At 70.5% G+C, this 20,009-nt stretch carries 18 protein-coding genes and 3 pseudogenes; 7 read left to right on the top strand and 14 right to left on the bottom strand.

What is annotated here, in order from left to right; all coding sequences use genetic code 11:
* Positions 1–1,152 carry an XdhC family protein gene (locus AQJ91_RS38190; protein WP_067031322.1) on the top strand — a complete coding sequence of 384 codons (1,152 nt, stop codon included), beginning with the start codon at positions 1–3 and terminating at the stop codon, positions 1,150–1,152.
* A gap of 144 nt (positions 1,153–1,296) precedes the next feature.
* Here AQJ91_RS38190 and AQJ91_RS38195 read toward each other — a convergent pair whose 3' ends face one another.
* The 4 genes and pseudogenes from AQJ91_RS38195 to AQJ91_RS38210 form a co-directional block, all read right to left on the bottom strand.
* Complete coding sequence (locus tag AQJ91_RS38195; RefSeq protein WP_067031325.1) at positions 1,297–1,737, bottom strand: SRPBCC family protein; 441 nt, start codon at positions 1,735–1,737, stop codon at positions 1,297–1,299.
* Between the two features lie 92 nt (positions 1,738–1,829).
* Positions 1,830–2,480, bottom strand: a pseudogene (locus AQJ91_RS38200) (polysaccharide deacetylase family protein).
* A gap of 97 nt (positions 2,481–2,577) precedes the next feature.
* Positions 2,578–3,987: a family 43 glycosylhydrolase gene (locus AQJ91_RS38205; protein WP_067031461.1), complete on the bottom strand. Its 1,410-nt coding sequence runs from the start codon at positions 3,985–3,987 to the stop codon at positions 2,578–2,580.
* Between the two features lie 93 nt (positions 3,988–4,080).
* Entirely contained in the window at positions 4,081–5,580 is a 1,500-nt protein-coding gene (locus tag AQJ91_RS38210) for a family 43 glycosylhydrolase (protein ID WP_067031328.1), read from the bottom strand.
* A gap of 195 nt (positions 5,581–5,775) precedes the next feature.
* On the opposite strand from AQJ91_RS38210, the gene AQJ91_RS38215 reads away from it, so the two are divergent.
* A complete protein-coding gene (locus AQJ91_RS38215) occupies positions 5,776–6,249 on the top strand; it encodes a Fur family transcriptional regulator (protein WP_234383287.1) in 474 nt (157 codons plus the stop codon).
* A 139-nt stretch (positions 6,250–6,388) separates the two neighbouring features.
* Here AQJ91_RS38215 and AQJ91_RS38220 read toward each other — a convergent pair whose 3' ends face one another.
* Positions 6,389–7,951, bottom strand: coding sequence for an ATP-binding protein (locus AQJ91_RS38220; RefSeq protein WP_067031334.1), 1,563 nt, complete (start codon positions 7,949–7,951; stop codon positions 6,389–6,391).
* A 185-nt stretch (positions 7,952–8,136) separates the two neighbouring features.
* Here AQJ91_RS38220 and AQJ91_RS38225 point away from each other — a divergent pair, with 185 nt between their 5' ends.
* Entirely contained in the window at positions 8,137–8,796 is a 660-nt protein-coding gene (locus AQJ91_RS38225) for a hypothetical protein (protein WP_079085531.1), read from the top strand.
* A gap of 252 nt (positions 8,797–9,048) precedes the next feature.
* On the top strand, positions 9,049–9,672 hold the full coding sequence (locus AQJ91_RS38230) for a sigma-70 family RNA polymerase sigma factor (protein ID WP_067031341.1): 624 nt from the start codon (positions 9,049–9,051) through the stop codon (positions 9,670–9,672).
* A 61-nt stretch (positions 9,673–9,733) separates the two neighbouring features.
* Here AQJ91_RS38230 and AQJ91_RS38235 read toward each other — a convergent pair whose 3' ends face one another.
* Positions 9,734–10,198: a M20/M25/M40 family metallo-hydrolase gene (locus tag AQJ91_RS38235; protein WP_234383288.1), complete on the bottom strand. Its 465-nt coding sequence runs from the start codon at positions 10,196–10,198 to the stop codon at positions 9,734–9,736.
* A gap of 82 nt (positions 10,199–10,280) precedes the next feature.
* On the opposite strand from AQJ91_RS38235, the gene AQJ91_RS58555 reads away from it, so the two are divergent.
* Positions 10,281–10,565, top strand: coding sequence for a helix-turn-helix domain-containing protein (locus tag AQJ91_RS58555; RefSeq protein WP_407696987.1), 285 nt, complete (start codon positions 10,281–10,283; stop codon positions 10,563–10,565).
* 251 nt (positions 10,566–10,816) lie between these two features.
* On the opposite strand, the pseudogene AQJ91_RS38245 reads toward AQJ91_RS58555, so the two are convergent.
* Both AQJ91_RS38245 and AQJ91_RS38250 read right to left on the bottom strand, forming a co-directional pair.
* A pseudogene (locus AQJ91_RS38245) lies at positions 10,817–11,050 on the bottom strand (nuclear transport factor 2 family protein); the annotation flags it as partial.
* A gap of 57 nt (positions 11,051–11,107) precedes the next feature.
* Positions 11,108–11,626, bottom strand: coding sequence for a MarR family winged helix-turn-helix transcriptional regulator (locus AQJ91_RS38250; RefSeq protein ID WP_067031464.1), 519 nt, complete (start codon positions 11,624–11,626; stop codon positions 11,108–11,110).
* Positions 11,627–11,806: 180 nt separating this feature from the next.
* Here AQJ91_RS38250 and AQJ91_RS38255 point away from each other — a divergent pair, with 180 nt between their 5' ends.
* Together AQJ91_RS38255 and AQJ91_RS38260 are read left to right on the top strand one after the other, a co-directional pair.
* Entirely contained in the window at positions 11,807–12,604 is a 798-nt protein-coding gene (locus tag AQJ91_RS38255) for a VOC family protein (protein ID WP_067031351.1), read from the top strand.
* A gap of 86 nt (positions 12,605–12,690) precedes the next feature.
* Complete coding sequence (locus tag AQJ91_RS38260; RefSeq protein WP_067031353.1) at positions 12,691–13,440, top strand: PP2C family protein-serine/threonine phosphatase; 750 nt, start codon at positions 12,691–12,693, stop codon at positions 13,438–13,440.
* Positions 13,441–14,178: 738 nt separating this feature from the next.
* On the opposite strand, the gene AQJ91_RS38265 is transcribed toward AQJ91_RS38260, so the two are convergent.
* The 6 genes and pseudogenes from AQJ91_RS38265 to AQJ91_RS57920 form a co-directional block, all read right to left on the bottom strand.
* Complete coding sequence (locus tag AQJ91_RS38265) at positions 14,179–14,742, bottom strand: recombinase family protein (protein ID WP_079085533.1); 564 nt, start codon at positions 14,740–14,742, stop codon at positions 14,179–14,181.
* A 207-nt stretch (positions 14,743–14,949) separates the two neighbouring features.
* Positions 14,950–16,113, bottom strand: coding sequence for a hypothetical protein (locus tag AQJ91_RS38270; RefSeq protein ID WP_159054745.1), 1,164 nt, complete (start codon positions 16,111–16,113; stop codon positions 14,950–14,952).
* Between the two features lie 233 nt (positions 16,114–16,346).
* Positions 16,347–17,723, bottom strand: coding sequence for an MFS transporter (locus AQJ91_RS38275; protein WP_067031360.1), 1,377 nt, complete (start codon positions 17,721–17,723; stop codon positions 16,347–16,349).
* Positions 17,720–18,364 (bottom strand): ArsR/SmtB family transcription factor, encoded by a 645-nt coding sequence (locus AQJ91_RS38280; RefSeq protein WP_067031363.1) that lies wholly within the window; start codon positions 18,362–18,364, stop codon positions 17,720–17,722. Before AQJ91_RS38280 ends, AQJ91_RS38275 begins: the two co-directional genes overlap by 4 nt.
* Positions 18,365–18,478: 114 nt before the next feature.
* A complete protein-coding gene (locus AQJ91_RS54805) occupies positions 18,479–18,691 on the bottom strand; it encodes a hypothetical protein (protein WP_199848131.1) in 213 nt (70 codons plus the stop codon).
* Positions 18,691–20,003, bottom strand: a pseudogene (locus AQJ91_RS57920) (Tn3 family transposase). The gene AQJ91_RS54805 and the pseudogene AQJ91_RS57920 overlap by 1 nt, the downstream one beginning before the upstream one ends.
* Between the last annotated feature and the right edge of the window lie 6 nt (positions 20,004–20,009).

Below are 20,009 nucleotides of genomic sequence, written 5' to 3' on the forward strand. Positions count from 1 at the left end.
ATGCTGGACATCGCCGAGGAGCTGCACCGGTGGGTCGAGCAGGGACGCGACTTCGCCGTGGCCACCGTGGTGGCCGTCGGCGGCAGCGCACCCCGGCAACCCGGTGCAGCGCTCGCGGTGGACGCCGACGGCACGGCCATCGGCTCGGTCTCCGGCGGCTGTGTGGAGGGCGCGGTGTACGAGCTGTGCCGGCAGGCGCTGGAGGACGGTGAGGCGGTCCTGGAGCGTTTCGGCTACAGCGACGAGGACGCCTTCGCGGTCGGCCTGACCTGCGGCGGTGTGATCGACATCCTCGTCACGCCGGTACGGGTGGGTGATCCCGTTCGCCCGGTGGTCGCGGCCGCGCTGGCCGCCGCCGCGGGTGGTGAGGCGGCGGCGGTGGCACGGATCGTGTCGGGGCCGGGGGAGCTGGTGGGCCGGGCGATGCTGATACGTCCCGACGGCTCCTACGACGGTGGCTTCGGCGCCCACCCCGAACTGGACCGCACGGTCGCGGCGGAGGCGGGCGCGTTCCTGGACGCCGGTCGCACCGGCACGCTGGACATCGGTGAACAGGGCTCGCGCTGCGGAGCCCCGATCACGGTCCTGGTCGAGTCCTCGGCCCCGCCGCCCCGGATGATCGTCTTCGGCGCGATCGACTTCGCGTCGGCGCTGGTACGGATCGGCAAGTTCCTCGGCTACGAGGTGACGGTGTGCGATGCCCGGCCGGTCTTCGCGACGCGGACGCGCTTCCCGGAGGCGGACGAGATCGTCGTGGAGTGGCCGCACACGTACCTGGAGCGTACGGAGGTGGACGGCCGGACCGTCCTGTGCGTGTTGACCCACGACGCCAAGTTCGACGTACCGCTGTTGCAGTTGGCGTTGCGGCTGCCGGTGGCGTACGTCGGGGCGATGGGGTCGCGCCGGACGCACCTGGACCGCAACGAGCGGCTGCGGGAAGTCGGCGTGACCGAGCTGGAGTTGGCGCGGCTGCGGTCCCCGATCGGGCTGGACCTGGGGGCTCGTACGCCTGAGGAGACGGCGCTGTCGATCGCCTCCGAGATCGTCGCCAACCGGCGTGGGGGCAGCGGGGTTTCGCTGACCGGGGCCCATACGCCGATCCACCATGACGTGACGTCCGTGGCGGTGGGGCGGATCGGGTCGGTGGCCTGACGCGGCGGTAGAAGCGGGGGTGCGGATTCTCTTTGCGTTGCGCCAGCGAGTTCCACCCGGTGAGGCCCGGACGGGTCCCGGCCGTTCGGCGGCCCCCGGCACCCCGCTCTGCAGCGGTCCCCCACCGGGTTCGGGCGAGCCCCGTCACGCCCCCCTCAACAACCGATTCACCGCCCGCCCGAACACATACCGCGCCGTCCGCTCCACCACCCCGTCGAACACCCCCGGCACCCACCGCACCCCCAACTCCTCCCGCCACCGCACCCGCGTACGCCCACCCGGCCCGGGCCGGACCTCGATCTCGGCCCAGCCCGTGATCACCCGTCCACGCTTCTCCAGATGGCACAGCCCAGGCACGTCATCCCCCGGAGGCCGCCACACCGTCACCTCCATCGGGTCGTCGAAGGCGAGGGGGCCGATGCCCGAGCGGGCGACGACCATCGTGCCCTCGTGGGTGGCGCCGGGCGGGGTGACCGTGACGCGGGTCAGCGGGACCGCCTCGCCGTGGCGGGGCCAGTTCGTGAGGCGGCGCCAGGCCTCGTCCAGCGGCAGCGGGACCGTGCGTTCCAGAAGGAAGTTGACCACGGAACGATCTTAGGGAATCCGGCCTGGTCATCAGCAAACGGTGATCCATCGCTCCCCGCCCCCACCGTCCGCGCCTCACCTGGTAGGACGGTTCACCGGTACACCTTCCCGGGCTCGGCCTTTCCCGGCGCCAGCAACTGCGGCACGGTCACGAACACATAGCCGCGCGCCTTCAGCGCGTCGATGATCCACGCTTCTGGATCAGTGCCGAGTCGTTGGTCTTGTAGTCCTTGGCGGTCACGCTCCACAGGATCTGCGCCATGTCCAGCTCACGGCAGATGTCGTGCACGGTGCCGTTCGTACGGCCCTGGGACGGGCGCATCAGTGTGGGGCGCCGTCCGGTCAGGCGCTCCATCTCCTCGTTCGGGCGTTCCAGTTCCTCGCGTATCTCCTCCGGTTCCAGCCCCGTCAGGATCTTGTGGTCCCAGGTGTGGCTGGCCACCTCGTGGCCTTCGTCGGCCATCCGCCGCACCAGCTCCGGGTAACTTCTCGATGTGTCGTTTGCCGAGGAGGAAGAAGGTCGCCGGGACCTGCTGCTCCTTGAGGATGTCGAGCAGCCGGGCCGAGTTCTCGCTCGGCCCGGCGTCGAAGGTCAGCGCGATGCGCTTGACCTCGCGGCAGTCGACGGTCCCGAACCGTGCCTGGAGGTCTGTCGCGGCCTGGGCGCGGGCGGCGCTGGGGGCGGTGGTGTCCGGCCCCGAGCATCCCGTCAGTGCTGCCAGGGCTGCGGCCGCGGTGAGCATCGCCGCAGCACGGAACCCGGTCCCCGTTCTTTTCCTCTTCTTGATCAAAAAAGCTGTCCCGCCGGGCGTGCCGACGGGACAGCAGGTCAGCGTGGGTCTACTGGCCGTAGAACGTGGCGTCCGCGCGGTCGGTCGCCGTGTTCGGTGTCTGCACCTGGAGCAGGTACTCGTAGTGCCGGACGTAACGGCCCGCGTAGTTGTACGACTCGTAGGAGACTCCCGCCGAGTCGGACAGCCCGGCCCGCCGGTAGAAGCTGGCGTCGGCCTTGAACTGTGCTGTGCCGTCGTTCTTCTCCAGCCACACCTCGAAGTTCTCGTGCCGGAGGTAGTAGCCGGGGAAGTTGGCCGACTCCAGGGATACGGTTCCGCTGCCGGTCAGGCCGGTGACGACCCGGAACTGTGAGTCCGCGAGCGGGGAGACGTTCGCTTCGATCCGGGCGCGGAACTCCCAGTGCCGGATGAAACGGTCCGGGAAGTTGTACGAGGACAGGCGCAGCGGCGTGACCCCGTCGGCCACCGGGATGCCGAAGTCGGGGGTGCCGTCCGCCTTCCAGTACAGCTTCTGGACGCGGGTGCGGCGGTTGGGGTCGTTGAGCGGGTCGCCGCTGATGTCCTTGTAGTTGCGGTCGTGGTAGACGAGGACGTCGCTCTTGCCGTCCTCGGAGACGGTGAAGGAGTTGTGGCCCGGACCGTACTGGCCGGTCGACGTGTTGCTGGTGAAGACCGGCGTCGGACTCTTCGTCCAGGACGCCGGGTCGAGGAGGTCGGCGGAGGCCGAGGCGCTCAGCAGGCCCAGACAGTAGTTGCTGTCGGTGGCGCTGGCGGAGTACGTCATGAACACCTTGCCGCCGCGCTGGATCACCGCCGGACCCTCGTTGACCTTGAAGCCGACCGTCTCCCAGGAGTAGGTGGGCCGCGACAGCCGGACCGGAGTGCCCGTGATCGTCCAGGGGCTGGACATCTTGGCGAGGTACACGTCGGTGTTGTTGTTGACCGAAGGATCGCGCTGCGCCCAGGACAGATAGCGCACGCCGTTCACCACGAAGGTCGTGGCGTCCAGGGAGAAGCTCTCCCACTGGGTCCTGATCTGGCCCTTCTCCGCCCAGGCGGCGGTCAGCGGGTTGGCGCCGGTGCCCTCCAGGACGTACATCCGGATCGCCCAGATGTCGTTGGTGGCGCCGGCCGCGAAGTACACGTACCACTTGCCGTCGATGAAGTGGATCTCCGGCGCCCAGATGTGCGCGCCCATCACGCCGCTGGCGTGCTTGGTCCAGATCGTGGTCTCGGGCGCGGTCGACAGGCCCTGGATGGTGGTGGCCCGGCGCAGCACGATGCGGTCGTACTCGGGGACGGTCGCGGTGAAGTAGTAGTAGCCGTCGGTGTGTTTGAAGATGTGCGGGTCGGCCCGCTTCTCCGCGATCGGGTTGGTGTACGTCACGGCGGGGGAGGCCGGGACGGCCGCCTGCGCGGCGGGGCCGGGGCCGGCGACGCAGGCCGCCAGGGCCATCAGGACGGCCGTGAGCAGCCGTACGGCGTTGCGTCTCAAGGGAGTTCTCCAGAATAGGGCCGGGGGATCGGGCCGGAGGTCGGCCTGGGGGGATCAGGTCGCGGGGACGAGGCGCCACTGCTGGCAGGTGTTGTTCAGCCACGTCCACTGCCGCACGTCGGTACCGTTCGCGGTACCGCAGTTGGCCACGTCGGCGACCTTGCCGGTGCTCTCGTTGACGATCCGGACGTAGTCGCCGGAGGCGGTGAAGACCAGCCGGTAGCGCTGGCACTTGTTGTTCAGCCAGGACCACTGCCGAATGGCCGCACCGTCGTCGGCGGAGCACTCGGCGGTGTCCATCACCCCGCCGGTGGCGACGTTGACCAGCCGGTTGGTGTCGTCGCCGAGATCCTCGACCTTCCACTTCTGGTTGGCGCCGCCGTTGCAGCTCCACTGGAAGATGTTGGTGCCGTTCGCGGTGTTGCCGCCGTTCACGTCAAGGCACTTGCCGCTGTTGCGGTTGACGAGGGTGTACGACGTCGGTGTCGCCGCCGTCTCGCCGGACGGGCCGGGAAGCGTCGTCCCGAGGGCGACGGGGGTGCCGAGGTTCGGGGTGCCGTCGGCGTTCCAGGTGAACTCCTGGGCGCGTGTGGTCCGTCCGTTGCCGCAGCCGCCGTTCGACGCGGAGTTGGCGTGGTAGACGATCCAGTTCTCGGTGCCGTCGGGCGAGGTGAAGAAGCCGTTGTGGCCGGGCCCGTACACGCTGTTGGCGTCACTGCGCTGGAAGACCGGCGTCTGCTTCTTCGTCCAGGAGGACGGGCTCAGCGGGTCCGAGCCGGTCAACTCCAGCTGGCCGAGCTTGTAGTCGGCGGTCTGGCAGGAGCTCGCGGAGTACGTCAGGAAGGTGCGGCCGTTGCGGTAGAGCGGCTCGGGGCCCTCGTTGACGGGGTTGCCCGACCGCTCCCAGTCCAGCGTCGGAGACGAGATGACCGTGAAGGTGCTGCTCGCGAGGGTGTACGGATTGCTCATCGGCGCGATGACCAGGCTCTGCGTACTGCCGTTGACGAAGCCGCTTCCGACCAGGTACAGCCGGTCGTCGGCCTGGAGCACACTCGCGTCGATCAGCCAGCCGCCCGGCGTGAGGTTGGACCCGGTGAGCGAACCCTTGTAGGTGTACGGGCCCATCGGATCGGTGCCGGCGCTCTCCAGTACGTGCGTGCGCTGCGAGTCGCAGCAGGCGACGCCGCTCTGGCCGGCCGAGTAGTACACGTACCAGTGGCCGTTGAAGAGATGCATCTCCGGCGCCCAGGTGTTGGTGTTGCGGGTCGGCGTGGTGTCCGACCACACCTGCACGTTGGGCGCGGTGGCGAGGCCCGCCAGCGTCGGCGACTTGCGGATGCCGAGGATGCCGGTGAACGTCGTGGTGATCAGGTAGTAGTTGCCGTCGTGGTACTGGAGCCAGGGGTCGGCGCCCTTGAACGACTTCAGCGGATTGGTGTACGGGCGGCCGTCCGCCGCGGACGCCGGCTGCGTTGCCGCCACCAGTGTGAGGAGCAGGGTGAGCACGCAGAGCAGCAGCGGTCTGCGGCGCTTCCTGGGGTGGGGCCGAGGCATACGAGACCGTCCCTGTCCGTAATTTCGAACACAGTTCGTGATTCCGGTCAGAAGATAGGAGTGGGGCATGCTCTCGTCAACGGTTTCGTCATATGTGCTTTACACGGATGACGTCGCGGAGGGGTCGGCGACGTGAAAACCATGTTCATTTAATATGGGTGGTGACAGCGCGCCGACCGACCAGGGAGTCCGAGGATGGGAACAGTGGGGGCGATGGAGGACGGTCACGCGCGCGCCGCGGGACTGCGCAGTACGCGCCAACGGCGGGCCGTGCTCGATGCGTTAGGACGCTGCCCCGAGTTCATCTCCGCGCAGGAGCTGCACGCCCGGCTGACCGACGCCGGCGGCACGGTCGGCCTCACCACCGTCTACCGCACCCTGCGGGAACTCGACCGCGCCGGGCTCGTCGACGTCGTACGCGACGACAGTGGCGAGCGCCTCTATCTGCGACGCCCGACCGACGAGCACCGCCACTACCTCATCTGCCGCTGCTGCGGCCGCAGTCAGCCCGTCGACGCGGAGGCCGTGGAGGTGTGGGCGGCCGGCCTCGCCGAGGCCACCGGCTTCGCCGAGCTGGAGCACACCCTCGAACTGACCGGCGTCTGCGCCGACTGCCGCCCCGGAGGGGCGGAGGAGCCGTGCCCGAGACAGCCTGCCTGCGCGCGCTGAAGAGGGGCAAACCTCCGGCACCGTCCCGGCGGTTGCACCGGATGCATGCCGTGGTCCCGAACCCGGGCGCGGGTGCACGCCCGGAGCGGCTGCGTGATGGCGCGCTGGAGTCGGGAGTGCGGGCCGCGCTGGAGGTGCATCAGGCCTGAGCGTCGGGTGGGTCGCCGAGGGGCTGTTCGGTCCAGATGACCTTGCCGTCGGACGTGTAGCGCGTCCCCCAGTGCTCGGCGAACTGCGCCACCAGGAACAGGCCCCGCCCGCCCTCGTCCGTCGTGGCCGCGCGGCGCAGGTGCGGGGCGGTGCTGCTGGCGTCGGAGACCTCGCAGGTCAGGCAGCGGTCCCGGATCAGGCGGACGCGAATGGGGCCGGTGGCGTGCCGGATGGCGTTGGTGACCAGCTCGCTGAGGATCAGCTCGGTGGTGAACGCCTCCTCCGTCAGGCCCCAGTCCGCCAGCGTCCGGGTGGCCGCCGCGCGGACCCGGGCGACCTGCGCCGGATCGGTCGGCACGTCCCAGGCCGCCGTGCGGTCGGCGGGGAGCCTGCGGGTGCGGGCGACGACCAGGGCGACGTCGTCGCGCGGCCGCTCCGGGACCAAGTCGGCGAACCGCGGGACCGCGAAGTCCGCCAGTTCCTGCGAGGTGTGCGTGACGTCGAGGCCGGTGCCGATCTCCAGCCCGGCGTCGTACAGCAGCTTCAGCCGCTCCCGTGCCACGTCCGCCCTGCCGGTGAGGGCCCGCAGCTCGGTGGTGTCCCGCAGGGTCGCCACGCTGCCCGGGGGCCCGCCGTCCCGGTCGGTCGACCGCTGGCTGACGGCCAGCAGCCGGCCCCGCGTCAGGTGCACCTCGTCGGTGGCGTCCCGCCCGGACGCGAACAGCCCGGCCAGCTCACCGCCGATGCCCAGTTCGCCCACCGGCCGCCCCTCCGCGTCCGGCGGCAGCCCGAGCAGCCTGCGCGCCTCGTCGTTGGCCAGCGCCAGCCGCCCCTCTTCGGCCAGGATCAGCACACCCTCCCGTACGGAGTGCAGGACGGCGTCGTGATGTTCGTACATCCGGGTCATCTCGGCGGGCCCCAGACCGTGCGTCTGGTGCAGCAGCCGCCTGCTGACCAGGGCGGTCCCGCCGGCGGCCAGGGCGAGGGCGGCCGCCGCCGAGCCGAGCAGCACCGGCAGCTGGTTCTCCACTACCAGGCCCACCCTGGCCAGCGTGACCCCGGCGGCCACCAGCCCGACGACCCTGCCCCGGTCGTCCCGCACGGGGACCACCGCGCGCACCGACGGGCCCAGCGCGCCCGTGTAGGTCTCCCGGACGATGCCGCCCGCGGCGGCCGGGCCGATGGTGCCGATGTAGTTCTTGCCGATCTGGGCCGGGTTGGGGTGGGTGTAGCGGATGCCGTCCGTGGTCATCACCACGATGAAGTCCACGTCGGACGCCGTGCGCGCGGCCTCGGCACGCGGCTGGAGTACCGCGCTCGGATCCGGGTCCGCGAGGGCCTGGGCAGTGCCCGGTGCGTGGGCGAAGGTCTCGGCGACGGCCAGGGACCGGTTGCGGGCCTCCCGCTTACCGTCGTTTCGGACCTGCAGCACCAGAGCCACCACGGCGGCGACGACGAGGAGCACCACGATCGCGGCCTGCAGGACGAAGACCTGCCGGGCGACGGTGCGCGCGCTCACCATCGAACGCAGGCGGCCGAAGAATCCGGCCATGCCTCATTTCTCACACCGTTCGAGGGGCCGTACCCGCCGGTTGTCTGTAGTAGTCGGAACGAGTGCCTCGCCAGTTCCCACGATCTGCTGTGGCCTGCATCACACATCCGGGGTTGAGCGGGGGGACGGGGCTCTTTCCGTACCCCCGTATGAAGGCCGATGCCCGGATGCGAGGATGTGGCGCGATGACAGCAGGGTGGTGTTCTCGCACGGTACGGGCCGCGGTGTTCGCGGCCGTCTGTGTGCTGCTCGCCGCCCTGGGCCACGTCCTGATGTCCGGCCACGACGTCCCCGCCCCGACCCTCGCCGCCGGCGTGACCGTGACCGGGGGCGTCGGCTGGTGGCTGGCGGCTCGGGAACGCGGGCTGCCGCTGATCGTCGCCGTCGTGGTCGGCGCCCAGACGCTGCTCCACTCGGCCTTCTCGCTCACGGAGCCGACGGACGGCGCCGCGCGCTCCTCGGGAGGCGTGGGGTCGGCGCACGTGGGGTCGGCGCACATGCACTCCATGCCGTCCATGTCCACGGACGCCATGGACGCGGGGCACATGGGGACCGCCGAGGCCGGCGGCGACACGTTGTCCTCCGGCATGCTCGCCGCCCACCTGCTCGCCGCGCTGCTGTGCGGTCTGTGGCTGGCGTACGGCGAACGGGCCGCGTTCCGCATCCTGCGGGCGCTCGCCGGATGGCTGGCGGCACCGCTGCGCCTGCTGCTCGCCCTGCCCACTCCACCGCACCGCCCGCGCCTGCGGCCGCACCGCCGCCGCTCGGACCGGGCGCCGCGACTGCTCCTCCTCTCCCACGCGATCACCACCCGGGGCCCACCCCTGGGGACCGCTGCCGCCTGACGGCAGCCAGCGCCCCGAGCCGCCCGCCCCTGCGGCGCCTCGGGCTTCGGCCGTACGCCCACGAAGGCGTCGTATGCCTGTTGAAGGCGCCGTACACCCGTGCGGGCCGTACGGCCGTGTCCCCAGACCGACACCGGACCGCCCCGCGCGCTCGCGTGCCGCCGGTCCGGTCCCGCGTTCCGAGTTCACCGGACCGCCGCACCTCTGCGTGTGCCGCCGGTCCGGATCCCGGATGACCGAGAAGGACACCAGGTGATCTCTCCTGCCCTGCCCGCCCGCCCCGGCGCGGGCGACGACACGGGATCGACGGACGACTCGATCACCGCCTGGGCGCTCGCCGCCCGCGGCGGTGACGAGGACGCCGTCGAACGCTTCGTGCGCGCCCTGCACCGCGACGTCCAGCGTTATGTCGCCCACCTGTGCGGCGATCCGCAGGCGGTGGACGACCTCGCACAGGACACGTTCCTACGCGCCCTTGGCAGCCTGCACCGCTTCGAGGGCCGCTCCTCGGCCCGCACTTGGCTGCTGTCCATCGCCCGCCGCGCGGTGGCCGACAGCCTGCGGTACGCCGCTGCCCGCCCCCGCCTGTCCGACGTACCGGACTGGCAGCTGACCGTCGAGCTGGCCCAGCCGCGCGACCTGCCCGGCTTCGACGACGGCGTCGCCCTCCTCGACCTGCTGGCCGCACTGCCCGACGAACGACGCGAGGCCTTCGTCCTCACCCAACTGCTGGGCCTGCCCTACACCGAGGCCGCGGAACTGAGCGCCTGCCCCGTCGGCACGGTCCGCTCCCGCGTGGCCCGCGCCCGGGCGACCCTCGTCGAACAGCTGACGGAGCCGGAGGAGACGACGCCGGCCGCGCTGGCGGCCGCCTGAGGGAGAGGGGGTCGGGGTCTGCCGTGTGGGGCGGGCCCCGGGCGTCTGTTCTGTGCGTCGGCTATGAGCGCGCGGATAGCGGGTTGTCGGCCGGTGGCCGGCCGAGGGCGTGGAACAGGGTCGGCGTCGCCGTGTCCAGGCGCGGTCCGTCCGAGGCGACCAGCACGTCGGCGCGCGGCAACTCCCGGTGCGTGGCGGTGAATTCGGCGAGGCCGGGGGAGCCGGTCTCCTCGCCGGACTCGAACAGGAATGTCAGGTTGAAGCCCAGCGAGCCCTGTTCGGCGAGCAGCAGCCGAAGGGCCGCCAGATTGACCAGGTGCTGCCCCTTGTCGTCGGCGGCGCCTCGGCCGTACCAGCGGTCGCCGTCGGCGGTCAGCGTCCAGGGATCGCGGCCCTCGATCCACCGGCCCGGTTGCCGTACTGCGTGACCCGGCAGCCGAGCCCCGCCAGCGCGGGCCCCAGCACCTCGTCCAGGGATGCCTGGATACGGCGTCGCCTCAGCAGCGTAGGACGGTTTCCGGGGCACGGCCATTGCCGTTTGTGACGCGCCGCGTTCTACTTTCGGCAACGCAAGGCCTTGACGATGGGGATTGGTACACCTTCTGCCGGTGAACCTTGCGTACTTCCTGGAAGTCGCCCGTGCCGGCTCGGTGACCGAGGCCGCGCGGGTGCTGAACGTCGCGCCGTCGGCGGTCAGCCGGCAGATCGCCGAGCTGGAGGCGGGGATCGGCGTTCCGCTGTTCGCCCGGCAGCCACGCGGCATGATCCTCACCGGCGCGGGCTCCCGGGATCGGCGTTCCGCTGTTCGCCCGGCAGCCACGCGGCATGATCCTCACCGGCGCGGGCTCCCGGGATCGGCGTTCCGCTGTTCGCCCGGCAGCCACGCGGCATGATCCTCACCGGCGCGGGCTCCCGGGATCGGCGTTCCGCTGTTCGCCCGGCAGCCACGCGGCATGACCCTCACCGGCGCGGGCTCCCGCCTCCTGGCCCACGCCCGCCGGACCGAGGCCGAATCGGCCACCCTGTTGGAGGAGTTGAGGACCGGACCCGGGGCCGAGGAGCGCAGCGTCTCCGTGGCCTGGTCCGAGGGCCACACCGCACTCGGCGGCCAGCCACAGATCAGCCGTGTGAACAACGCTGCGGGTCAATGCACCTGGGTGGCGGCAGTCATCGTGTCGCGGACCAGGGCCGTGTCGACGAACTGTTCGAAGCGGACGATCAGGCCGCCGCGTACGACGAAGTGGTGGGCGGCGCGTACGGCGATGTCCTTGCCCGTGGCCTTGTTGGTGGCGGTGTAGCGGGCCAGGACGACGACGTTCTCGCCGTCGACGACGTAGGTGTCGTCGTGGGCGATCCAGTCGTCCCACTCCTTGCCGAGCGCCCTCGCCCCCGACGTCGAGTGGACCGAGATGGCCGGCTTCCCCCTCGCCGGCACCTACCGCACGCCCGACGGCGTCACCGCGAACGTGATGGAGCACGCCTCCCCCACCCCCGCCGACGTGGTGCGCAGATCCTCCGCGAACCGCTCCCGGTCCTCGGCGGGCAGGGGCGCCAGGAAGTAGCGGCGGATGTTCTCCACATGCACCCGGGACGCGGCGACCGTGGTCTCCTCCCCCCGCGGAGTGAGCCGCACCAGCCGCCCGCGCCGGTCACCGGGGTCCTCGGCGCGCTCGACAAGCCCGGCCGCCTCCATGCGGTCGACCAGCCGCGTCGCGCCGCCGGTGGTCAGCACCTGTTCCTGGGCGATGGCCCGCATCGACAGCCCCGGCTCGCCCGCCCGGCCCAGGATCAGCAGCACCTCGAACATGACATGACTGACGCCGCACTCCTCTTCGAGGGCCCGCCCCAGGATGTACTCCAGGCGGTTCGCGGCCCCCTGCAACCGCCCGAAGGCGAGGACCAGCTCGTCGGCGGCGGCCTCCTTCGCCGTCGAGATCTCCGCCCGCTCGTCCACGGCCCCGCCGCCCTTCACGTCAGCACCGCAACTGATCCCCTGATCATGCCGTGTACCCGGCCGGACCCACGGCTCGCCCCGGCCTCGCGCCGACCGGACGACGCGCGATTGTCAGTGCCGGGTGCCAGGCTGATGTCACACAGGATCGATGTCACACAGGACCTTCGGAAGGAAATCGTCGTGATCACCACTGACCTCACCCCCGGCTCCCCCTGCTGGCTCGACCTCGGTGCCCCCGACGTCCGGGCCGCCGCGGCCTTCTACGGCGCGGTGCTCGGCTGGGAGTTCGCGTCCATGGGCGAGGGCGAGGACTGGGAAGGCGGGATGTTCCAGAAGGACGGCAAGACCGTCGCCGGGCTCGGCAGACTCACCGAGGAAGGCGCCCGCTCGGCCTGGATGATCTACTACAGCGTCACCGACGCGGACGCCACCACCCAGGCCGTGGAGCGCGCGGGCGGCACGGTGCGGGTGATGCCGACGGACCTCGACGACTGGGGCCGGATGGCGCAGTACAGCGACCCGTCGGGCGGCCAGTTCGCCGTCTGGCAGCCAGGGAAGAACACGGGCTTCGAGCTGGCGGACGAGCCGGGCTCACTGTCCTGGACCGAGCTGTACACGAGCGACGCCGCGACCGCGAGGGAGTTCTACGGCGATGTCTTCGCCTGGCAGTTCAGCGACATGGAACTGCCGGGCGGCGGGGGTACGTACACCCTCATCACGCCCGCCGGGCTGCCCGGGGAGCGCATGCAGGGCGGCCTCATGGAACTCCCCAAGGAGAACCTCGCCCTGGCGAACGGGCGGCCGTACTGGCACCCGGTCTTCAACGTCACCGACTGCGACGCCGCGGTCGCCAAGGTCACCGAGAACGGCGGCAGCGTGCAGATGGGACCGGAGGACGCGGAGGGCGTCGGCCGACTGGCGGTCTGCCTCGACCCGTCGAACGCGGACTTCGTGGTCCTCACCCCGACCGAGAGCTGAGCCCTGTCTCATCGAACAACCGTCCTAGACTGGGACCGGAGGTCCGGCCCGGCGGTGTGTCCCGTGCGGGAAGGCGGTGGCGCTCCATGCCGTACGTCGCTGTGAGTGCGCTGAGCCATCCCGGGCTGCTCCGCGAGCGGAACGAGGACAGTCTCGTCGTCGGGCCCTGGACGCTGTGCGCCACCGTGACCGAGAGTCCGCAGACCCTGGTCTTCCCGCTCGGCACCCCCCTCGTCGTCGCGGTCGCCGACGGACTCGGCGGGCATCCCGGCGGCGACGTGGCCAGCGCCCTGGTCGCCCGCCGGATCGCATCGATCGGCGCCGCCCTGAGCAGCGAGGACACCGTCCGCGACGCCCTGCACGCCTGCAACCGCGCCGTGTATCAGGCCGTCGGCGCCGACGAGGTAAGCGCACTCGCCACCATGGGGACGACAGTCGCCGGAGTCGTCGTACAGCCAGGCTCGCTCCTGGTGTTCAACGTGGGCGACAGCCGGGTCTTCGCGGCCTCCGGCAACGGGCTGCGCCAGCTGAGCGTCGATGACAGCCCACCGCTCGAACCCGGGCAGCGAACCACCTCCCTCGTCACCCAGTGCCTGGGCGGCAGCCTCGCCTACCACGACATCCGCCCCCATGTGACGGCCGCTTCCCTGTCGCCCGGCGACCGCTACCTGATCTGCACCGACGGTCTGACCGACCCGCTGACGACGGACGTGCTCGACGAGGTGATGCGGGTGCACGACGACGGCCGGGCGGCCTTCGAGCTGTGGAAGGCGGCCATCGCGGCGGGCGGCCCCGACAACATCACGCTGGCGGTCGTCCGCGTCGGGGAGGAGTAGCCGCGCGGTCGCTTCTCGAGTCTTCCCTGTCGGATCGACGTGTTGAAGCGGATCGAGCAGGGGTGGATGCGTGCCGGGTTGGCGTACGTACTGGGTGCCGAGGCACCGCCAGGTGCTTGTTCTTCGACTTCCTGTGGGGCCGTGAGAAGACATGGCGCGACGCCACAGCAGGACCTGTGGGACTTCGAGGACTGGCGGACCCGCTCGCTGCGGAAACCGCGCCGGGTCGGTGGGGCTCGGCGGAACCGCGGGCTGGCCGCGCTGATCCGGCTGTACGAGTGGGCGGTGCAGCGCGATCACGTGACGGTAAAACCCGGTGATCATGCGGTCGGTCCGCGGCAGGAATGGCCAGCGCGGAATGGCCAGCGCGTTCTGGTGCCGGCGGCCCGGGCGAAGAACGCGCGGACCAGCGAGGTCCGTTGGCTGACCCCGCGGGCGTTTCGCCGCTGGGTGGAGGTCGGATTACGCGGCTGTGACGCGGACGGCGTGCCGTCGCCAGGGTGGGCGGGGCGGCTGGCCGACCGCAACGGCGCCTTCGCTGATCTGGTGATGACTCCCTGGCACCGGTACGGCGTCGACGGCTACCTCTCCCTGCCACGCCTGGCCCCGGCCCCGGGGAGAACAGCCGCGAGCCGATCGCTCCGGCCACCATGGGGCCGTTGCTGATCTGGGCGCTGCGGGTGGTCGACGACTTGGGGTGCCGGTAAGAACGCTGTCACCAGCCGCAAACGGCGGTGATCAGTCCTCTGACCTGGTGAGTTGGGGCAGTTCCGGCGTGCTCGTCGCCTCAGCGAGTGCGAGGCGACCACTCTTGAGTTCGGGCACGTAGTTGTAGATGGTGTTGCGGGAGACGCCGAGGAGCTTGGCGATCGAGGTGACGGTGTTCTCCGGGCGGCCGAGTCGGGCGCCGCGGGCGCGGGCGGCGTCCAGGCCCTCGTTGGTGCCCTGCACGATGAGTTCGCGGATGAACTCCGCCAGGGCCGCGAACACGTGGAAGACTAGGCGCCCGCCGGGCGTGGTCGTGTCGAGCGCCTCGTGCAGCGAGGTGAAGCCGACGCCACGCTTGCGCAGGCCGGACACGATCGCGATGAGGTCCTGGATGGAGCGGCCGAGCCGGTCCAGCGACGGGACGACGAGGGTGTCGCCCTCGCGCAGGTAGTCGAGGGCCTTCCACAGTTCCTCGCGTTCGGCGTTCTTGCCGGACTTCTTGTCGGAGAAGATCCGGATGCACCTTGCTTCGGTGAGTGCGTGGATCTGCCGGTCGAGCAACTGTCCCTTGGTGGACACGCGTGCGTATCCCACGAGGCTGCCGGTCCATACGGCCGGAACGGGGGCAAGGAGATCGGCGGCTGTGGTCGGGCACTGAGCGTCCCAGTTGGCCACTCTGAGCGTCACAGTTGGCCGGGGGCAGCGACCCATTCGGGTGGCTGATGGCGGTTCGATTCGTGTCTGCCGCAGAGCTCGGACACCGGGGCCGGTCCCGGTTCAACCTCAGCGGTCCGCGCTTCGTCACGTAGCGGACAGGCTCCATGCCCCGGCCGAGCGCACCTGGTAGTAGCCGCGGCCCGGCCACTGGAACGTATGCTTCCCTGCGCGCCCCTCGCTCACCGTCACCCAGTAGGCGAGGCGGTCGTTCAGCGCCTCCAACTGGATCAGGCTCGGCCCCGCGTAGTGGAGGACGCCCGGGCCCGGTTCCCCTCGGTAGTGCACGACATCTGATCCGGTTCCGTTGATCTCGTCGTGGAAGCGTGGGACTTCTCGCAGGGGGGCCGCAGTCGCCGTCCACTTCTCCCGATCGCCGTCGGCAAACACGCGGAACGCGATTGCCTTGCTCCCCTCCGGCAGCGGAATCCGGGCGGTGATGGGGGTGCCGTCGCCGGACAGCCGGTACAGGCGTGAGGAGCGCCCCTTCCTGCCCTCGAAGCGTAGGTGGACCCGTGTCTGCCCGTTGGTCGAGAAGACCATCACCGCCGGGCGGTACGACGGCATTTTCAGCTGATAGGTCTGCTCGCCGCTGCCTCCCTTCCCGCTGACCTGCGGCTGGGAGACAGGCGTCGGTGTCGTGGGGCGAGGCTTCGCCTCGCGTGGCTGCGTGCGGACTCTGCTGTCCGGGCCCGGCTGTCTCGGAGTGCTGGGGCTCGGGTTCTCCGGCAGGCGGACCGCGTCCGCCGGCAGTGTGCGCACTCTGCTGCCTGGTTGTCTCGGAGTGCGTGGGCTCGGATTCTCCGTCAAGCGGACCGCGTCCGCTGCGCACACGGCGATGGTGCGGGCTGCACCCCCGGGAGGCGCCCAACTGACGTGCCGGGCGGCCCTACCGTGTCGGGCGTCGAAAAAGCACAGCGGCATGCGCTCCGGCAGCGGTTGGCCGGCGATCAGGGCATCCAGACAGGCCAGCGCGTGCCTGCCCTCGTCCAGCGTGCGCAGGACATCGAGTATGTCCGCCCGCATCTGGCCGCTGGCGACCTCCCGCTTTGCCTGGTCGTATGCGTCGAGGGCACGCGCCAGCTCGGCCCGCATCTCGTCGGTGGCGCCGGGCTGGCCCGGGCTGAAGGAATGGACGTCCAGAGCCTCACCAAAGGCGGTGATCTCGGCCTCGATCTCGGCGAGCGCCGACTCGTCACGCCCGCGCCATGGCCACAATCGGCGGAGCCCCCCGCCCACCCCTCTACACATGGTCGCAATCATGCCGCACGGCCCGACAGGCACGTCCTGAGGTCGGAGGCTGAGCATGGAGCGGCCAACTGAAGCACTCAATGGCCAACTGAGTCGCGCGCCACCACTTACCGATCTTGCTCATCAATCGGTCGATAGATGACCACCGCGCGAACGAACCGTGTGTGCGCGAACATGCTCGGCGCCTTTGTCATCACTCGTGCGTTCGTGCGGTTTTCGGGTTGGTCCCGGCGCTACTGATCAGCATGTTGCTGATGGGGGTCGGAGCCAGCGGTGCTCGTCGAGGAGGACGACATGGTGTGTGGCTGAGGCGTTGCTGCCGGAGTCGGGGGTCTGGTCCCGCTGCGGCGAATCCACAGGAGAGCTCCTGCGAGCAGCACGGTGCCTCCCAGCAGCCAGGGCAGCGGGCCTGACGGAAGGACACCAATGATCAAACCGGTGAGAGCTGCCACCAGTTGCAGGGCGAGAGACTGGACGGACAGCGCGGTGGCCCGGCCCGAACTTGCGACACGGCGGTGCAAGAGGTCGTTCTCGCTCGGCCCCGCCGCGCCAAGCCCGAGGTAGACCAGGCCGTAGCCGACGGCCGCGAGGACCATGGAGCCCACTCCTGCGAACGCTGCGGTGGCGCCGAGCAGCAGCAGGCCGCTCGCGCTCGCGCCGAGGCTCACCATCACCGCACGCTCGCCACTGCCCGCAAGCCGGGCCGTCAGTGGTGCGAGGTGGCTGCCGATACCCGCGCAGATGAATCCGGCGCAGGCGAGAGCGGCAAAAAGCACCGCCCCCGACTCCGACGCGCCCGTGAGGGCTGCGGCACGGCCGGGCGTGAGCAGTTCGATCGCGGCCAGGGCACTGCCAGCGGCTCCTGCGCTGAGGAACACCCGGCGGACCAGCGCATCGCGGCCCCCAAGGCGCAGCCCGCCCACGACAGTGGCCGGGATGCCGCGGAGTACGTCGCGCAGGGTGGCTGCCGGCCGGTGTGGCTCCCGCAGAGCAGTCAGGACATACAGCACGAAGGCGATCTCGACAGCTGCACCCAGCAGCATCGGAACGGAAAGGGGCAGCACCAGCCCGGACGTTGACTCGCTCAGCCGGGCGCCAAGGTCGGGGCCGAGTCCGAGCAGCCAGGGAAGGGCACCACCGAGCAGGGTGCCCGTGGCGAGCGCGGCGGATGTCGCGGAGCCGCCGCGGGCCAGTCCGGTGCGCAGTTCGGCGTCGGGGCCGGAATGCGTCTGAACGGTGTCGACGTACCAGGCTTCGGCCGGTCCGCTGGACAGGGCACGGCCCGCGCCCATGAGGGCCATGCCGAGGCCGAGCAGCCAGGGAGCAGTGCCCAGGCCCACGAGGGTTAAAGCGGCCAGGTTCAGCAGGCCTGCGGCGGCCAGAACAGTGCGGCGTCCGAGGACGTCGGACAGTCCTCCGGTGGGCAGTTCCAGCGCGGCGGCGGTGAGGGAGTGCGCGGCGAAGAAGCCCGCGATGGCCGCCATGGGCATGCCGCGCTCGGTGAACAGCAGGATCAGGGGAGCGATACTCAGTCCCAGCGGCAGCCAGAACAGAACGCAGACCGTGATGTAGCGGCGGCGTGCGGTGCGTATGTCCAGCGTCCCGGTCATGACGCGTCCTCGGTATCTGTCCCCGCTGGGGCAGAGGTGTCCGCCGCAGCGGCGGGGTCGCGCGGTGCCAGGGGCAGCCCGGCGGTGAGGAATACGACCTGCGCTGCGCGCGGATCTTCTGCGTCGCGGGTGGTCAGTTCCTCCAGTTTGCGGTCGAGCACGTCCCAGAGTTCGGTGAGCGACTCGGGGGTCAGGCGGGGCATCAGGTCGTTGAGTCCGGAAGGCTCCACCCACTCCTGACCCAGCCGCCCATCGGCGATATCGGCCTCGTGCCGGGCGAGAGATGCCTCCAGGTGCTCGATCTGGGCTCTGCGCGACAGGCTGACCCAGGCGTGGCTGCCCGGCGTGGCTGCCATTGCCTTGTTGCTCCAGGAGGTCACGGAGTGCACGGCCTGCCAGCGGCGCTCCCGCCCGTCACGGTGCTCGGCCTCAGCGACGAATGCGTACTTCGCCAGCACCCGCAAGTGATAGCTGGTGGAAGCGGATGACTCCCCGGTGCTGACCGCGAGTTCACTCGCGGTGGCCGGGCCGTCCTGCCGCAGCATCCCGAGCAGCCGGATGCGCAGAGGGTGCGTGAGGGCCTTCAGGGCTGCTGCGTCTTGCTCGGGATCGAGTACGCGTTTCTGCTCTTCGCTGACCATGACGGGAGGGTAGAGCGACCCAGAGGCTTTCCAAAAGTATTTTTGCAGAAGTTCTTTTGGGAAGTTGGTTAGCGGCCCGTGTCCGGCACCGCGTCGATGACGGGACTGGACGCCTCACGCGCCCGTACGTTTCCCGGCCCGCTCCTCATCGCTCGCCGTACGGGGGCTGGGCACGCTGACCGCAGTGAGGTTGAGGCGAGCGGCCATGTCGAGGTTGACCTCCCCGTACGGACGCACGTGGGACCAGAACAGCGGGGTCAGGCCGCGCCGGTCGGCGGGCGTGAGGAGGCCGGCCCACTCCGGTTCGCCGAGGATGTCCTGGAGCATCAGGGTGTCACGTAGACCAGGGCCGATTGCAGAATCCGCAGGCACAGGACGAACATCTCCTGCTCGTCGCGCCGGTTGGAGGCGATCTCCCCGCCCTTGCCGTAGGCGATCACGGAGTTCGCGCCGTTGGAGGACTCCATGACGTTCAGGCCCTCCTCGATCTCCCGCTGGAGGTCCCGTAGCCGCAGGTAGCGGGCCACAAAGATGGTCTTCTGCGCGCGGCCGACCTCCAGCATCGCCGCGTAGGTGGGGTGGGAGGCGTTGCGGGTGAAGCGGCGCAGGATCGCCTCGGTGGACGCGGTACGGGTCCGGATCGCGGGGGCGTACTTGATCATCTGGTCATACTGCTGGGCGATGAGTTCCCAGCGGATCGGACGGGTCAGCGCCGGGGTCAGCTGCGGGTAGGCGTCCGGCTCGCCGGCCACCGGCCGGTACAGCTTCACCTTGTTGATCCGCTTGATACGCGGCAGCAGGTCGAAGTTCAGCAGCCGCGTGATGCCCAACCCGATTTCCGACTGGCCATGACTGTCTGTGTAGTTGGCCTCGACATCCATCGTGGTGCCGTGCCGCATCGCGCCCTCGATCATCGCGGCGACCTCCGAGGCGGTGCAGTTGATCAGCTGGGAGTGGATGGCCAGGGACTTCTTCTCCACGTGCCAGTAGATGAGCACCCCGCGGCCGCCGTAGCGCGAGTGCCACTCGGTGAAGAGGTTCTGGTCGTAGGCGCGGACGTGGGTGGAGTCGGAGGCGACCGCTGTCGAGCCCTGGCCCCACAGCTCAGCGTTGCGGGCGGCGAAGGTGCGTTCGCGATCTGGATGGCGATGGCGCGGGCAGCTTCGGCGGACAGGTACCGGCGCCGTACGTAGCGGAGTTCGTCCTCGGTGTGGCCGTGGCCGCCGGACGCCACGGCCTTGATCCCGGTGTTCGTGCCGTACGCGTAGATGACCAGCAGCAGGCGTTCGGCCAGCACCTCCGGCGAGAGGCTGCCGCCGCCGGAGACGGAGGTGACCGCGTCCAGGCATCCGGTCCGCAGCACCGCTTCCTTCAGCATGTCGACGAGCGGCACGATGCCCCAACGCCGCTGTACCTCGGCCTTGATCCTGCGCAGGTTGCGCGGCTCGGGCTGGGCCTCGGCCGCCGTCAGCCGGATCGCCCCGGACTTCCGCTCGGCGATGTCCAGCCAGGACAGCTTGGGTATCTTGTCGTTGAGTAGGGTCAGCTCGGCCGTCATCTGCTCGCGCAGCTCGTCGACGAACACCGCGGCGTCCGACCTCACCGACGCCAGATGGATCGACGCACCCGACACCGCCATCCCGCT

The organism is Streptomyces dysideae (assembly GCF_001514305.1).
In the GTDB taxonomy this organism is placed as follows: Bacteria; Actinomycetota; Actinomycetes; order Streptomycetales; family Streptomycetaceae; genus Streptomyces; species Streptomyces dysideae.

Bases quoted from the DNA above. Each gene is read 5' to 3' on its own strand.
- AQJ91_RS38190 (WP_067031322.1), top strand. From the start codon at position 1: ATGCTGGACATCGCCGAGGAGCTGCACCGGTGGGTCGAGCAGGGACGC.
- AQJ91_RS38205 (WP_067031461.1), bottom strand. From the start codon at position 3,987: ATGGCCCTGGCGGCCTGCGTCGCCGGCCCCGGCCCCGCCGCGCAGGCG.
- AQJ91_RS38210 (WP_067031328.1), bottom strand. From the start codon at position 5,580: ATGCCTCGGCCCCACCCCAGGAAGCGCCGCAGACCGCTGCTGCTCTGC.
- AQJ91_RS38215 (WP_234383287.1), top strand. From the start codon at position 5,776: ATGGGAACAGTGGGGGCGATGGAGGACGGTCACGCGCGCGCCGCGGGA.
- AQJ91_RS38220 (WP_067031334.1), bottom strand. From the start codon at position 7,951: ATGGCCGGATTCTTCGGCCGCCTGCGTTCGATGGTGAGCGCGCGCACC.
- AQJ91_RS38225 (WP_079085531.1), top strand. From the start codon at position 8,137: ATGACAGCAGGGTGGTGTTCTCGCACGGTACGGGCCGCGGTGTTCGCG.
- AQJ91_RS38260 (WP_067031353.1), top strand. From the start codon at position 12,691: ATGCCGTACGTCGCTGTGAGTGCGCTGAGCCATCCCGGGCTGCTCCGC.
- AQJ91_RS38270 (WP_159054745.1), bottom strand. From the start codon at position 16,113: ATGTGTAGAGGGGTGGGCGGGGGGCTCCGCCGATTGTGGCCATGGCGC.
- AQJ91_RS38275 (WP_067031360.1), bottom strand. From the start codon at position 17,723: ATGACCGGGACGCTGGACATACGCACCGCACGCCGCCGCTACATCACG.
- AQJ91_RS38280 (WP_067031363.1), bottom strand. From the start codon at position 18,364: ATGGTCAGCGAAGAGCAGAAACGCGTACTCGATCCCGAGCAAGACGCA.
- AQJ91_RS54805 (WP_199848131.1), bottom strand. From the start codon at position 18,691: ATGCTCCAGGACATCCTCGGCGAACCGGAGTGGGCCGGCCTCCTCACG.